General features: G+C 62.8%; 15 protein-coding genes. 5 read left to right on the top strand and 10 right to left on the bottom strand.

From position 1 onward, the window contains the following. Window positions 1-129: 129 nt before the first annotated feature. Window positions 130-1,251 (bottom strand): DUF2125 domain-containing protein, encoded by a 1,122-nt coding sequence (locus tag IPK66_00430; protein ID MBK8173803.1) that lies wholly within the window; start codon window positions 1,249-1,251, stop codon window positions 130-132. A gap of 149 nt (window positions 1,252-1,400) precedes the next feature. Between IPK66_00430 and IPK66_00425 the strand changes: the two genes are divergently transcribed. The 4 genes from IPK66_00425 (at window position 1,401) to IPK66_00410 (ending at window position 4,180) form a co-directional block, all read left to right on the top strand. Next, window positions 1,401-2,240: a DMT family transporter gene (locus IPK66_00425; protein ID MBK8173802.1), complete on the top strand. Its 840-nt coding sequence runs from the start codon at window positions 1,401-1,403 to the stop codon at window positions 2,238-2,240. Between the two features lie 21 nt (window positions 2,241-2,261). Beyond that, window positions 2,262-2,873, top strand: a complete 612-nt coding sequence (locus tag IPK66_00420) for a gamma-glutamylcyclotransferase (GenBank protein ID MBK8173801.1) — start codon at window positions 2,262-2,264, stop codon at window positions 2,871-2,873. Then, complete coding sequence (locus tag IPK66_00415; GenBank protein MBK8173800.1) at window positions 2,870-3,364, top strand: GFA family protein; 495 nt, start codon at window positions 2,870-2,872, stop codon at window positions 3,362-3,364. Before IPK66_00420 ends, IPK66_00415 begins: the two co-directional genes overlap by 4 nt. A 102-nt stretch (window positions 3,365-3,466) precedes the next feature. Next, the gene (locus tag IPK66_00410; GenBank protein MBK8173799.1) at window positions 3,467-4,180 is read left to right on the top strand and encodes a hypothetical protein; all 714 of its coding nucleotides are present in this window, start codon (window positions 3,467-3,469) and stop codon (window positions 4,178-4,180) included. On the opposite strand, the gene pabB is transcribed toward IPK66_00410, so the two are convergent. The 7 genes from pabB to infA form a co-directional block, all read right to left on the bottom strand. Beyond that, window positions 4,162-6,033 carry an aminodeoxychorismate synthase component I gene (gene pabB / locus IPK66_00405; GenBank protein ID MBK8173798.1) on the bottom strand — a complete coding sequence of 624 codons (1,872 nt, stop codon included), beginning with the start codon at window positions 6,031-6,033 and terminating at the stop codon, window positions 4,162-4,164. The genes IPK66_00410 and pabB overlap by 19 nt on opposite strands. After that, window positions 6,023-6,388: a hypothetical protein gene (locus IPK66_00400; GenBank protein MBK8173797.1), complete on the bottom strand. Its 366-nt coding sequence runs from the start codon at window positions 6,386-6,388 to the stop codon at window positions 6,023-6,025. Before IPK66_00400 ends, pabB begins: the two co-directional genes overlap by 11 nt. Further along, entirely contained in the window at window positions 6,389-7,357 is a 969-nt protein-coding gene (gene gluQRS / locus IPK66_00395; GenBank protein ID MBK8173796.1) for a tRNA glutamyl-Q(34) synthetase GluQRS, read from the bottom strand. A gap of 36 nt (window positions 7,358-7,393) precedes the next feature. Continuing rightward, a complete protein-coding gene (gene yacG, locus IPK66_00390; protein MBK8173795.1) occupies window positions 7,394-7,609 on the bottom strand; it encodes a DNA gyrase inhibitor YacG in 216 nt (71 codons plus the stop codon). Beyond that, complete coding sequence (locus IPK66_00385; protein ID MBK8173794.1) at window positions 7,606-8,826, bottom strand: ribonuclease E/G; 1,221 nt, start codon at window positions 8,824-8,826, stop codon at window positions 7,606-7,608. Before IPK66_00385 ends, yacG begins: the two co-directional genes overlap by 4 nt. Beyond that, window positions 8,813-9,415, bottom strand: coding sequence for a septum formation protein Maf (gene maf / locus IPK66_00380; GenBank protein ID MBK8173793.1), 603 nt, complete (start codon window positions 9,413-9,415; stop codon window positions 8,813-8,815). The genes IPK66_00385 and maf overlap by 14 nt, the downstream gene beginning before the upstream one ends. Before the next feature lie 61 nt (window positions 9,416-9,476). Next, window positions 9,477-9,695, bottom strand: coding sequence for a translation initiation factor IF-1 (gene infA / locus IPK66_00375; protein MBK8173792.1), 219 nt, complete (start codon window positions 9,693-9,695; stop codon window positions 9,477-9,479). 265 nt (window positions 9,696-9,960) lie between these two features. Between infA and IPK66_00370 the strand changes: the two genes are divergently transcribed. Beyond that, window positions 9,961-10,757, top strand: a protein-coding gene (locus IPK66_00370) for an IS5 family transposase (GenBank protein MBK8173791.1) whose coding sequence is annotated in 2 segments (ribosomal slippage) — window positions 9,961-10,333 and window positions 10,333-10,757 — 798 coding nt in all. Because the reading frame shifts where the segments join, the coding sequence is not laid out codon by codon here. Between the two features lies 1 nt (window position 10,758). Here IPK66_00370 and IPK66_00365 read toward each other — a convergent pair. Both IPK66_00365 and IPK66_00360 read right to left on the bottom strand, forming a co-directional pair. Next, a complete protein-coding gene (locus IPK66_00365) occupies window positions 10,759-11,769 on the bottom strand; it encodes a polysaccharide deacetylase family protein (protein ID MBK8173790.1) in 1,011 nt (336 codons plus the stop codon). Window positions 11,770-11,908: 139 nt separating this feature from the next. Then, a complete protein-coding gene (locus tag IPK66_00360) occupies window positions 11,909-13,282 on the bottom strand; it encodes an NAD(P)/FAD-dependent oxidoreductase (protein ID MBK8173789.1) in 1,374 nt (457 codons plus the stop codon). Window positions 13,283-13,427: the final 145 nt, after the last annotated feature.

Below are 13,427 nucleotides of genomic sequence, written 5' to 3'. Positions count from 1 at the left end.
CTGCGACAGGCGGTGCTTGGCGTTGGTTGTCGGCGGATCGGCCGCGGTGGTGGATGCAGCAGTCCGGCGATGATGCGGTTTCTCTCGGGAACCGGCTGGTGCGGCGCTATCCTGAGCGTATCGTCGCGTTTAGCGACCTGATGGACGATCGAGCCAGTGGAGCGGCGGCAGGGTCAGAAGCGGTACCGGACCCAGCGATAACTGTCCGTCCTGGATCGATAAGGGTGCCGAGAGTGGCGGCTCGTCCGCCACCCCGGCAGCATCGCCGGGAAGCTCGCTTCGAGCAATGGAACGCAGCAGGATCTTGGCCGTTGCTGCGGAGAATGGCGCGATCGTGTTCTCGTTGGCCAACCGGTCCAGCGCCGCTTCGTAGCCCTGCAGGCGGATCGTCATCGCCCCGATCGGCTGGCCATCGCGGTCGAGCGCGAAGGTACCGTCGCCATCGAGCGAAGTCGGGCCGGTAATGATGGTGAGCCGGGTGATGTCGATATCACCGCCGCCATCGCGCCATTCACCAAGCGCCGCCGGCCATGGGTGCGCCTTAAGGGTGCCGTTGAGTTTCGCGGCGATTTCAACGTGCTGTCCATCGCGTCCCAGGGGCGTCGCCCACACCTGTGGCAGATGGAGGGCCTCGAGCGCAACGTGTGCCTCGTAGGCCGAGCGGGCCTCATCTGTCGTGGCCGCCGGATCACCGGTTGAGGTTAGATCGAGCTGTTCAAGCGAAAGTGTATCATCGTTGGCCGCGTCGCGAAGCGCGAGCGTTCGTACGGCAAGTCTGCCATTGGGCAGCCAACTGGTGCTTGGAACGATATCAAAGGTCAACGATTCAGCCGTTCCCGCGTAGCTTCGCTGAACATCCTCGGTTGCAATGTCGAGCGCCTGCTGACCGATGAATTCGAGCCGCATCAGCGGTGGCGCGAAGATGGGAAGGGTCAGGCGCACCCGTTCCGAGTTCCACGCCCATTCGCCAGATTCGGGCGCAGCATGCGCGTCATCGAGGCTCACGCCGAGGTAAAGTGGGAAACCGGTCAGGTTCGTATCGGCGAACGTGATCTGCCAGCCCTCGGATCGGCGCTCGGCGATCCAGGCAAGCGCTTGCGCGCGGACGTCGTTGGCGGCGGATCGCCACCAAATACTGTAGCCGCCGCCGGCCATGACCAGGACCAATGCCAGCCCGACGACGAGAATTCTTCTGTTCGGGTGGGAACGTCGCGGAGGAAATGGCACTTCCTTCGAAGGACGGATTAGCATGCGCCGGCTCTCGCTTCGGTTACAGAGTCGGGTTCTTAGCCGCTTGCGTCGATGGAGGCGAGAGGGTTAGCTTGGCGATGAGGCCATGGCCCAGGACAATGACGCCGACGCCGAGCGCTGACCCCTTCTTGAACCGCTGGATCGCCGTGATGCCGGCGGTTTTCGTTCTGTTGTGGAGTACGGGTTTTATCGGCGCCAAGTTCGGCATGCCGTACGCCCAACCGTTCACCTTTCTTCTGACCCGTTACGTCGTCGTCGCTTCGGCTCTTGCGATCGCTGCGGTGGCGAGAGGGGCACCGTGGCCACGCCGATGGGGGGACATCAGGCGGATCGCCCTGGTCGGCGTTCTCATCCACGCGATCTATCTCGGCGGCGTTTTCCTCGCCATTTCTCTCGGCGTTCCGGCCGGGATCGCGGCGTTAATTGTCAGTCTTCAACCGTTGGCGACGGCGCTATTGTCCGGCCCTTATCTCGGGGAACGCGTTTCAGCGGTGCAGTGGACGGGCCTGGTGCTCGGGTTCGCCGGTGTCGTTCTCGTCGTCGTCGATAAGCTCACCTGGAGCCATGGCCAGTTCGCCGGTGTTGGCGCGGCCGTGGTGGCGCTGCTGGGAATTACCGCCGGCACGCTCTATCAGAAACGGCACGCCACCGGGATGAACCTCATTACCGGGTCTTGCGTGCAGTTTGCCGCTGCGGGTCTCGCCACCGTGCCGGTAGTGTTACTCTTCGAAGGCCGGGGCATTGAGTGGACCGGCTCGTTCGTCTTTGCGCTGCTCTGGTTGTCCTTTGTCCTGTCGATCGGAGCGATTACCCTGTTCCATATGCTCATTCGGCGCGGGGCCGCGGCAAAAGTCGCGAGCCTTTTCTATCTCACGCCAGCGGTAACGGCGGTGCTCGCATGGCTGCTGTTCGATGAGACGCTCGGGTGGACGGCTATTGGCGGCATGGTGGTCGCGATGCTCGGCGTCGCGCTCGTCGCCCGCAGATGACGCGACGGAGATCAGGTTAGGATGAGCACGGGCGCGGAAAACGCCAATGCCTCGATCACGGGTGAGCTGATCTGGCCCGACGAGGGTGGGGTGGCGTGGGTGTTCGGATACGGCTCGTTGATGTGGGAGCCGGGATTTCCCTACCTGGAGCGGCGACGGGCGTTATTGATCGGCTATCACCGATCGCTGTGCATCTTGTCGATCCGCAACCGCGGCACGGTCGAACGACCTGGTCTCGCTCTCGGCCTGGATCGCGGTGGGGCCTGCCGCGGTTTCGCTTTTCGCATTCATCCCGACGACGTCGAGGCGGCGAGAGTGTACTTGTGGGAGCGGGAGATGAGCCATGGCGTCTATGTTCCGAAGAGTTTGCCGGTGCGGTTTCCCGATGCGACGCGCACGCGCGCGTTGGTCTTCGTCGCTCGCCTTGGGCATCCACAATACGTACGCGACGATGAGCATGAACGGGCGGCGGAGTTGGTCGCGCAGGGTGTTGGCATTTGTGGCACCGCCCTTGACTACCTGCGCAACGTTGTTGGCCATCTCGATGAATTTGGCATTGCTGACTGCCCGTTGCATCGCGTGCTGATCCGCGCCGAAGCGATCGCCGTTCGTAACCGGGGAGATACGGCATGACTACCGGTTCGCGCCCTGCCGTTTTGACGGGAGGCTGCCAGTGCGGCAATGTCCGCTACGCGCTGTTCGCACCACCCGAAGGCACACATCTCTGCCACTGCCGGATGTGTCAGAAAGCCGTCGGCGGCCCATTTGCCGCATTGGCGCCCGTGCGGCTCGAGGATTTTGCATGGACACGGGGAGTCCCCGCGACCTTCCAAAGTTCGTCGCTCGCCGCCCGCGACTTCTGTGTCGCCTGTGGTACGCCGCTTACCTTTCGCTATCTCGAGAAAGAATGGATCGACGTTACACTCGGCTCGCTCGACCGGCCGGGGGACGCTCCACCCGTTCGGCACTTCGGCGTGGAGGCAAGGCTACCATGGCTTGATCAACTGAACGAGATGCCGTCCTCGATCACCGAGGACTCGATGCCGGCCGAGGTCCAAGCGCGTCTCGTCAACCACCAGCATCCGGACCACGACACGCCGCCCAATTGGCGCCCACCGCGATAGGAGCGAAGACTTTTTTATTCAAAAAATAGGAAAATATTGCTATATCTGTCCTCGCCACTGGAGGTCATCCCCGCGCGCGGCCTGACCAGGCGGAGGGACAGTGTGACGGGCGACGAGCGAAAATTCTGGCAGCGCAGCCGCGTGCTTCTCTGGGTGGTACCGGTTGTGGCGGCGATCGCCGGCATCGTCGATTTCGCCGCGAACTGGAAGCAACTGGAGTCCGGCCCGCCGGCTCCCCCGCAGGTTGAACAGGGCCCGGGGGGGTCGGCCGACATCAATCGCGAAGCGTCTGTCGGCACCGTTCAAACACTTGGCGGCAAGGTTAGCCAGGATTTCTCCAAGAATGTGATTCTTTACAACAACGCCTTTCGCGTCGAGGTCGTCCGCGCCACCGACGATGCATCGACGGAAAATCAGCGGCTCCGCGACGACATCTTGTCCGTGCTCGATGGACTCCTCGGGGCCGAGCCGTCAGGAAAGTTGTCAGCCGATACGGCCCGCGCCATGGGTCAGCGATTGGGCGCGATCCTCGATGCCGTGCCGATTTCCTCCTATCAGTTGAAAGGGCGGGAATTCACCCTCAAGCCCGGCAACGCATGGTTCCTGCCGAACAGCGATGACAGCATTGCCTTCGTCGGCCCAAGCGAGAACGGCGATGTCAACGCCATCACCATTCGCCGCAACGGACGCAGCAGCACGATGGCGGTGGGGGCGACGCGCGAATTCCGCCAGGGCGCAGGGACGTGCCGGCTGCTGCTACACGCCATCGCCGCCGACCATGCGAGTGCCACCTTTTCCTATACCTGCCATTCCTGAGGTATGCCGGACGATGACGGCGAACTTGGGCGCGCCGGCATCAAGCCGCGCACCGAATTTCCGAGCAAGACCGCATCGGCGCCGGCGAGATCCTCGGGATAGAGCACCGCTTCTACGACCGTGCCGTCGCCGGCATCCAGCAACGCGCGGCGTAAGGTACCGTCGAGCAGGCCACAAGATACAGGTGGCGTCAGCAGCCGACCGTCGCGGCGGACGAAGAGGTTCGTCCACGTTCCTTCCGTCAACTCGCCGCGTTCATTGACGAACAACACCTCGTCGCAGGCGCATTCGGCGCGCCGCTGCTTCAGTTCCTCGTCGTAGGCGTCGCGGCGGGTGGTCTTGTGGTAGAGCAACGGGTCTCGCGTAAAGACGGGGCGGCCGGCGAGGGCGTAACGGAGCATGGACGATCGCGGCAGCAGTGGCGCGGACTCGACGCTGATCTCGCCATCCTCATCAAGCACCAAGCGCACGCGCCAGCACCCGTCGCCAAGCGAACACGCAGCCTCCTTCAAGGCGGAGCGGATCGCACGCCCGTCACAGGGGATGCCGAAGAAGGCTGCCGATCCGATCAAGCGGCGAATGTGTGAGTCGAGCAGGAAATAACCGGCATCGTGCTGCCATCGCAGGGTTTCGATCAAGCCCATCGGCGCGGCCGTTTCGGTCAGGAACCGGGCCTTGAGCAGGCATTCGTCATATTCTGCGTCGGCATTCGAATCGGCGACGATACCACTGCCGATCCCCATCTCGCCGTGGCCACGGTCGTCCAGCACTAAGGTGCGGATGGCAACGTTGAAAAAGCATCGCCCGTCCGGAAAGACCATGCCGATGGCCCCCGTATAGATGCCGCGCGCTTCGGTCTCAAGCGCGCGGATGATCTGCATCGCGCGGATCTTCGGTGCGCCGGTGACCGAGCCGCAGGGAAAGAGGGCGCGTAGTAGCGCGCGCAAATCGACGCCCGGACGCAAGCGGGCGGTCACGCCCGACGTCATCTGGTGCAGACTGCGATAGGTCTCGACGGTGAACAGGTCCGTGACTCGCACGCCGCCGGTTTCCGCCAAACGACCGATGTCGTTGCGCATCAAATCGACGATCATCAGGTTTTCAGCGCGGGATTTTTCGTCATCGGCAAGCCAGTCTCGCTGGCGGGCATCCTCCAGCGGAGTGACACCGCGCGCGGCGGTGCCCTTCATCGGCCGGACAAGCGCCAGGCCGTCGTCGACCTTGAAAAAGAGTTCCGGCGAAATCGACAGGACGCGCAGGCCCGGAGCCTCGATCAGGCCACCACAGGCGACACGCTGGCGGCGGCGAAGCTCGGCGTAGAACGCCGTCGGATCGCCTTCGAGGGTGAACCTGTACTTGAGTGTCAGGTTGATCTGGTAGACGTCGCCGGCGGCAATCAGCGCGTCGACCTGCGCGAAGGCGGCCCGGTACGTGTCGCGATCCCAGGTGAGTCGCAGGTCGCGAACGGCGGCAGCTTCTCCAGTGGCGCGCATATGCAGCCATTCTCGCGTCTCGCGGGCGCTTAGGCGACGGGCGGAGGCGAATATGCCGATCCAAAGGAGCGGAACGTTACCTACGAGCGGCAACAAAGGGGCCAGCGCCGGTTCCAACAGGTAGCCAAGCTCATAGGCGAAGAAACCGGCGGCAAACCGCCCTTTCGCCACCGCTTGCGTGATAACGGTGAGCGCGGCATCAAGGTCATCGGGCGCGTGGCAGACGACAACGCGATCGGGATGCTCGAGCAGCCAGCAACCGCCGTCCGGCTGCAGCGTGTCGTCGAGGAGAATTAAGCCGTCGCGCGAATTTGCCTTCTCGTCGCGCCTGCGATCGTCCCGCGAGGACTTACTCTTCATCGCTCGCGGGTGGGGGCTCGGGCGAGAGCGCCGGTAACTCACCAGGGGGATCCATCGTCTGCGCCGCACAGCCGGCGCGGTATTCCGGCGACATTAGATCCATCGGGCGCACGCCGATGCCGGTTCCCCGTCCGGTCCTCTGGTAGACCGTTACCGCGTTCAACGCCTCACATCCGGCCGCCTGCGAACCTGGCAGATCCGCGGGCACCGAGGAACTCGGCCGGTTCTTGGCGATCGCCGGCGGCAGACCTTGCGGCACGCTATCGCCAGCGAATGCCGTCGCTGTTGCGGCGCAGGTAGAGACGACGACGAGGGCGCGCGCCGTACCTTTGAGTTCGCGCACGCTCAAGGCCATCTAGGTCACTCCCGCAGTGTCGCCGCCGTCGATCGTCTCGGCTCCGCTGTTGTCGATCGTCTCGGCTCCGCCGATGGAGCCGATGGCCAGGGCCATCACCGCCTGCGGTGACAGTCCGGTGGCGCGCAGCGCGCTCAATGCCGCATCGCCGTCGCGTTTGGCGAGCTTGCGACCGGCGGAATCCCGACAGAGCGCATGATGGTGCCAAACCGGCACCGGCAGGTCCAGTAACGCGTACAGAAGGCGGTGGATCGGAGTTGCTCCGAGCAGGTCCTCGCCGCGGGTGACAACGGTCACACCCTGCGCTGCGTCATCGACGACGACGGCAAGATGATAGCTTACCGGAGCATCTCGGCGAGCGACGATGACATCGTCCGTCCTCTCCCCTGTAACCCTCCGCGTCCCAAGCCGCCGGTCGGTCCAAGATAGCGGTCCCGTCTCGGCGAGGCTGCGGCCGACGTCGAGCCGAATTGCGAATGGCTCGCCGGCGTCAATGCGACGGCGTCGCTCACTCAAGCTCAACCCTCGGCACGTTCCGGGATAAATCACTCCGCCATCACTTTCGCTCAAGCGCGCCGAGTCGCCGGATGCCGCAAGGTCTTCGCGGATGCGCCTGCGTGTACAAAAACACGGATAGACGAGGTTACGCTCCTTCAGCCGCCGTACCGCCCTCGCGTAAAGCGACAACCGCTGCGACTGGCGGACGACCGGTTCGTCCGATTGCAGGCCGAGCCAACCAAGGTCACCAAGGTTGGCCTCGATAAATTCAGCTCGGCATCGCGTTGGATCAATGTCCTCGATCCGCACAAGGTAACGGCCGCCGGCCTGTCGCGCCGCTTCGCGGGCAAAATGGGCCGAATAGGCATGACCGATGTGCAGATTTCCACTCGGACTGGGAGCAAAGCGGGTGACAACGGCCCTGGCTTCGTGCGGTGATCGCGGACCGTGGCATGGCGGTAATGCGTTCATCGCAACCTGCCCAGTCTCGTCTTGAGCCTCATCGCCTTATATCTCGTCGTTATCTGGTTCGCGCGATGACGTTGAAACGGTCACGTCGTCGTCTTCGACTGCCGGAATTCGATAGACATCGCCAAGCCAGCGACCAAGATCGATGTCGGCGCAGCGCTTCGAGCAGAATGGGCGCATGCGGGTCGTCGCAGGTTCGCCACAGATCGGGCATGGCCGTACCGCGCACGGACCCTTTGGAGGGGATGTTTTCATCGAGGCATCTCCCGTCGTGGCGGCTCAGGCAGGAGTCGAAAACCACCGACAAGACCTGTTTCCGATCGCAGCTCGATCCGCTCGCCCAGCCGTCGTTCAAGCTCGGCCCGGGCGGGCGCCATTTCACCTTGCAGGGATTTTAGCACCGCGGGTGAAACGGCCAAGATCGGCGCGATAGGGGGACCGGGGCGCCGGCCTTCGGCTGCGAGCGCGCGCAAGGCATCGCCGGCAATGAGTTTCGGTGCGCGCGCGCATCCGCTACCTTCGCACGCCGAGCAAATGTTCGCGAGCCGGCGTGAAAGCGACGGTCCCCGTCGTTGTCGGACGATCTCGACGAGACCAAGGCGTGTCCATCCGGCGATGCGGTTGGAGGCAGGATCGTCCGCTAGGGTGTCGCGTAGTGTCTGTATCACGCGTTCTCGATCCTGTGGTCGCCGGATCGGCACAAAATCAACGACAATCACGCCACCGATGTCGCGCAGGCGCACCTGCCGGGCGAGCGCCTCCGCCGCCTCAAGATCGCAGGCAAGCGCCGCGGCTTTCGCCGAACGTTCAGTGGCACGGCCGCTGTCGACATCGATCGCGGTGAGTGCCGCTGTCTCTTCGATGATCAATCTGCCGCCGCCGGGAAGGTCGACGCGAGGCGAAAGCGCGGCATCGATCGCCTCGTCAACACCCGAGGCAGAGAACAGCGGCTGGGGCTCGATCCATAGATCAATGCTGGTATGAAAATCCCTCAGGACGCCTCGTAGCACGGCGAGGCTCGGTGCGTCGTCCACGACGATGCGGCACGTTCCGCTCACGCTTGCGCGCCGCACCAAGTCTTCGATTGGATCAGCGCCGCGCCGCAGTCGAAAGGGCGGTCGAACGCCCGTGGATGGTGTTGGCGCGGGCGCAGAAAGCCGCGTGCTCACCTTCGCGGACTTCTTCGCGTCTGCCGTACGTACGACCTCGACGATGACGGTTTGGCCTTCACTCAGTCGCCCCGCGCTCGGGCCATCGGCTGACATCAGCAGTCCCGATGAACCGTCACCGAGATCAACGAAGGCGCCGCTGATCGACGGCGTCAACGCTGTAATGCGAGCGAGAAAGACATCGCCAATGTGGATACCGCTGTCGCCGTCGTCGAAAACGAGTTCGACGAGGACACCGTCTTCGAATGCCGCCGCCCGGCGATCTCCCGGGAGCACACTGACAAACACCTCATCGATCGGCATCGACGCGCTCCGCCGAGATCGCGCGTGGAACGCCGGCGGCGTCGAGAAGGCCGCACACCTCGTAGAGTGAAAGGCCAACGACGTTGAAATAAGAGCCAATGATATGGCGCACGAACGCTGATGCCGCGCCCTGGATGGCGTAACCGCCGGCCATGCCCCGCCATTCGCCGCTGGCGACGTAACGATCGCATTCGCTTGCCGACAGCCGTTTGAAGGCGACGATGCTTGTCACGAGGCGCAGGCTCATCTTTTCGTCGGAACCGATGAGCGCGATACCGCCATAGACGCGATGTCGTGCGCCAGACAAGGCCTCAAGGCACCAGCGGGCTTCGGTCTCGCTCGCCGGTTTCGGCAAAATGCGGCGACCGCGGGCGACGACAGTATCCGCGCCGAGTACGACTGCACCAGCAAACCGGCGAGCGACCGCTTGCGCTTTATTGCGGGCGAGGCGGCCGGCAAGCTGACGTGGCAATTCACCTTTGACGGGCGTTTCGTCGACGTCGGGTGGCGCGATGATGTCGGGCGCAAAGCCGATCTGAGCCAGCAAGTCGAGGCGCCGTGCGGAGGCGGAGGCGAGTACGAAAGTCAAGGGTGATGGCTGAGCGTGAGGGGCAACGCAAAGGAGCGGCGACGGCACCCAATGCGGATGCTCACTTGTAGCGGAAGGTGATCCGCCCCTTGGTCAGATCGTAGGGCGTCATTTCCACGTTGACCTTGTCCCCAGCGAGAACGCGGATGCGATTCTTGCGCATCTTGCCCGCAGTATGAGCGAGAATCTCGTGATCGTTGTCGAGCTTCACCCGGAACATCGCGTTAGGAAGTAATTCCGTGACCACGCCGGTAAATTCGATGACTTCTTCCTTGGCCATGCCTTCTCCTCGGAGGTTGAAATGCGCCGAGTAGATGTACGGCATTTTCGTGTGGGTCAAGCGCTTTTGCTTCGCGTCGCGGTGTCGATTTCAGCGGGCGAGGTCCAGATGCCGATAGCCGGAGCGCGAGGCGCTAAGGTGTACCCGAAATGACATGCATTGTTGGAATTGGCGTGACGAAGGTGCCCAATCACTAGGTCACGAACTCATAAACGGGATTTCCAAGGCGGGAAGAATCTGATTCGAGCTCCTCGAAGGAGCGATCATGTCCCCACTGCGCTTTGAGCTGACGGATTTCGAATGGTCGATCATCGGGCCTCTGCTGCCGAACAAGCCGCGCGGCGTGCCGCGAGCCGATGACCGAAAGGTCCTGAACGGCATCTACTGGCGGCTGCGGACCGGCTCGCCCTGGGCGGATATAATGGAGCGCTACGGCCCGTCGACGACCTGCTACAACCGCTTCGTCCGGTGGCGCGAGCGGGGCGTCTGGGACCGGCTCTTCGAGGCCGTTTCGGCGGCTTACGAAGGCGATCTGCAAATGATCGACTCCTCTTCGATCCGCGTCCACCAGCATGCGGCGAACGTCAAAAAGGGGGCTCGCCGGGAGCCGGTGAAGGGGACGACGCTCCAGCCCGGTGCATGGGGCGTTCGCGCGGTGGACTGACGACCAAGATCCATGCCCTCGTCGACGCCAACGGCAATCCGATCGCCCTGAAGCTCACCGAAGGCCAGGCCCACGACGGCCGAAGCGCGAGCGATATACTGGACGGGCTCGGCACCGGCCAGATTCTGCTCGCCGACCGCGCCTACGACAGCGATGCGCTGCACACGGGCCTGGCCCAGCGGGGGGCTTGGGCCAACGTCAAACCCATGCCCAGGCGCGTCAACATCCCGGCCTTCAGCCCCTTCCTCTACCGCTATCGCAACCTCGTCGAGCGCTTCTTCAACAAGATCAAGCCTTTCCGCGCCGTCGCCACCCGCTTCGAAAAGCGCGACGCCAACTACCTCGCAACCGTCAAGCTCGCCGCTGCACGCATCTGGATGCGCTTTATGAGTTCGTGACCTAGCCGACGGCGTGGATCGGCTCGCCTCGATCCGCGGAAAAGTCGGGTTCAAACTCCCGCATCCGCTTCATCGTCCCGAGCAAATCAACGTGGCGTCCCATCGGCAGAACATGAAACCAACGCGTATAAACCGAAATGAAGCCGTCAAGCCAGGCGAGCTTGGTCGCTGCGGGAATGTTCATGCCAGGGAAGAAATTCAGCGGCTCGATGCCATCATCCACGCCGAGAAAGTCGAGCGGATGCAGCAACAAGGACGGTTGCACGCCCGTCCAACGGCAGAGTTGCAGCGCCATGGCGAAATAGAATCGGGCGAGTGCCGGCGAATAGCCGGCGAGGTACGTCAAGTAGCTGACATGGAACGGTGCGCGGAAGATCGGCATCGTCGTAACCGGAACCTCGATCAGTGTCCCTTCGCTCAATCGCCAGGAATATGGCCGCAGTGGCCGCAGGCCTTCGCGCAGCCCGCCAAACAGAGCCTTGCGCTGTTCGCGCTCCTCCTTGCTTAGTCGCGCGGTGAAAAAATAGTAAGCTCGCGCGAGAGGACCGAGAAAAGTGGGGAAAGTCGAGGCATCATAGCGGTATCCGCGGCGTTTCAAGGTCGCCAGCACCGCTCTTGAGATGCTGAAGCCCGGGCCGCGGAAGCCCTCTGGTCGCCGCCCGGTCGCCTCTTCGATCGCCCTTTCGGCACGGGCGATTTCTGCTTCGATATCGGCGTCCGAATAGAGATGAAGCCAGGGTTCATGATGAAACGAGTGGTTGCCGACTTCGTGTCCGGCGGCGGTGATTGCCGACAGGGCCGGGCGGTTCTCTGCCCGTTCCGCGTCCTGGCCGACGATGAAAAAGGTAATGGTCAATCCGCGCTCTTCGAGGAAGCGAAGAGCGCGCGGCACGACAACGTCGAGATAAGATGGAAAAGTCTGCCACGCGGTCCCGCCGTGGGTCTTCATGTAGGACCATTGGTTGTCGAGATCGAGCGACAGGCTGGCGATTGGCTTATCCGAGGCAGTCATGCGTTCATTCCTCGTCGTTTTCCGGGCCGAGGGCTCGACCTGTTAGGACGCGACACGGGTGCGCACTCGCTCAAGCGGCGACGCGGGCCAGTGGCAGGCAAAGTCGTGCCCAATGGCGGAGAGCCCCGCAGGCTGGCGGCTAGGCGACGGCCAGTAGCGGTGGCGTGGCCGCACAATCGTCGCTTCGGGGTTCATCCAGAAGCTTCGGCAGCGCGGCTTCCGCGAGCGCGACCGTTTCATTCACCGCAAGACTGGCATTCACGATGTGGGCAGAGTTCACGATCGAAAGACCCGGGACCGAGGTCAGCATTGGAGGAAGACGGTCAGAGTAGCCGATCGTGGTTACGGCGTAGACTTGGCGAGCGCGCGCAACACGGAATGCGGTAACGTCTTCGGGTTTAAGATCAGGATAGATTTTCACCAGGCCGTCGAAAAAGCGCCGCTCGATTTCTGCATCCGACAAAGACCAGTACTCGTCTTCGGCGGTGACGTACCGTGGCAGGTACACGAGCGATTGACCATTGCAATGCTGCGCGGCGTCCACCAGCGCCGACATTTCAATCACGGTCGTGAACGGCATTGTCGGGTCGGTTATGTAGGTGAGGTAGTAGCCGCCGAGGGGGCGACGAAGGAGAGCGGACGCACAGATCACGCCGTTGTAGACGACGCCTTCAAGCCGCTTGCGCTCATCTTCGGTCAGTCCGTCACAAATCTTCGCCGCAAGAGGGGCCGCAGCGGTAACGACGACACGATCAAATTCAAAGCTTCTGTCGCGGGTCGTAACCTTAAACGCGCCACTGGCGTCCTTGCGAATTAGCTCGACAGGCGCCGACGTTCGCACATCGACGCCTTCGCCGGCGAGTTTGCTGGCAAATGCGTTAAGTATCCGTGCGTACCCGCCTGGAACGTAGCCGAACATCTCCGTTTTCATACCGCCTTGGCGAGCGGCGTAGAAACGGCGCGCGTATGACCAGATGAAGGACGCCGAAGCCTTGCGGTAATTGTCGCCGAGTTTGGCGCAGATCAGCGGGCGCCAGATGTTCTCAAATACCCGCTTCCCGGATAGGCGCGTGAGCCAATCGCTCAGCGGAATCGATTCCAGCGGGCGACCGTCCTTGATCCTCGCCATGTACATGATGGTAAGTCCAAGACGGACCTTGTCGACCAGGTTCAGTGCCGGAAACTTGAGATAGTCCACGGCATTGTTCAAATTGTGCAGGCCGTGTCCGGTAAAAAATCCGGTTCGGGTTACCTTCCAGTCAATCCCGTGGTCAAGCCCGAACTCGTCGAGCAGCCGGCGCAGGTGGGCGTCGGAGAGCATGATCACGTGATAATAGCGGTCCCAGGTCACGTCGCCGACCTGCCACGCCGAAGCGAGTCCGCCCAGATCAGGGGCGGCCTCAAGCAACGTTACCGATTGGCCGCTTTGCGCCAGGCGATGCGCGAGGGTCAAGCCGAGCAATCCGCCGCCGACGACACACCATCTCTTTGCGGTCGTGCTCGTATTGATCATGTGCAATCACCCATCATTTGAGAGTTTAATCCACCGCGCTAGGCTGGTTCCGGCGGATCGCAATTGGCCATAACCAAGGACCGTCCGAAACGAGCTATCCGCATGAATGAATTTAGTCAATTCTCGGCGGTTTTGAATTCACGCC

This window comes from Rhodospirillales bacterium, assembly GCA_016712595.1.
Lineage (GTDB): Bacteria > Pseudomonadota > Alphaproteobacteria > Rhodospirillales > Defluviicoccaceae > Defluviicoccus.
This window is presented reverse-complemented; position numbering and strand designations above follow the sequence as displayed.

Bases quoted from the DNA above. Each gene is read 5' to 3' on its own strand.
- IPK66_00430 (MBK8173803.1), bottom strand. From the start codon at position 1,251: ATGCTAATCCGTCCTTCGAAGGAAGTGCCATTTCCTCCGCGACGTTCC.
- IPK66_00425 (MBK8173802.1), top strand. From the start codon at position 1,401: ATGCCGGCGGTTTTCGTTCTGTTGTGGAGTACGGGTTTTATCGGCGCC.
- IPK66_00400 (MBK8173797.1), bottom strand. From the start codon at position 6,388: ATGGCCTTGAGCGTGCGCGAACTCAAAGGTACGGCGCGCGCCCTCGTC.
- yacG (MBK8173795.1), bottom strand. From the start codon at position 7,609: ATGAAAACATCCCCTCCAAAGGGTCCGTGCGCGGTACGGCCATGCCCG.
- IPK66_00365 (MBK8173790.1), bottom strand. From the start codon at position 11,769: ATGACTGCCTCGGATAAGCCAATCGCCAGCCTGTCGCTCGATCTCGAC.
- pabB (MBK8173798.1), bottom strand. From the start codon at position 6,033: ATGAAGAGTAAGTCCTCGCGGGACGATCGCAGGCGCGACGAGAAGGCA.
- IPK66_00360 (MBK8173789.1), bottom strand. From the start codon at position 13,282: ATGATCAATACGAGCACGACCGCAAAGAGATGGTGTGTCGTCGGCGGC.
- IPK66_00420 (MBK8173801.1), top strand. From the start codon at position 2,262: ATGAGCACGGGCGCGGAAAACGCCAATGCCTCGATCACGGGTGAGCTG.
- IPK66_00415 (MBK8173800.1), top strand. From the start codon at position 2,870: ATGACTACCGGTTCGCGCCCTGCCGTTTTGACGGGAGGCTGCCAGTGC.
- IPK66_00385 (MBK8173794.1), bottom strand. From the start codon at position 8,826: ATGCCGATCGATGAGGTGTTTGTCAGTGTGCTCCCGGGAGATCGCCGG.
- infA (MBK8173792.1), bottom strand. From the start codon at position 9,695: ATGGCCAAGGAAGAAGTCATCGAATTTACCGGCGTGGTCACGGAATTA.
- gluQRS (MBK8173796.1), bottom strand. From the start codon at position 7,357: ATGAACGCATTACCGCCATGCCACGGTCCGCGATCACCGCACGAAGCC.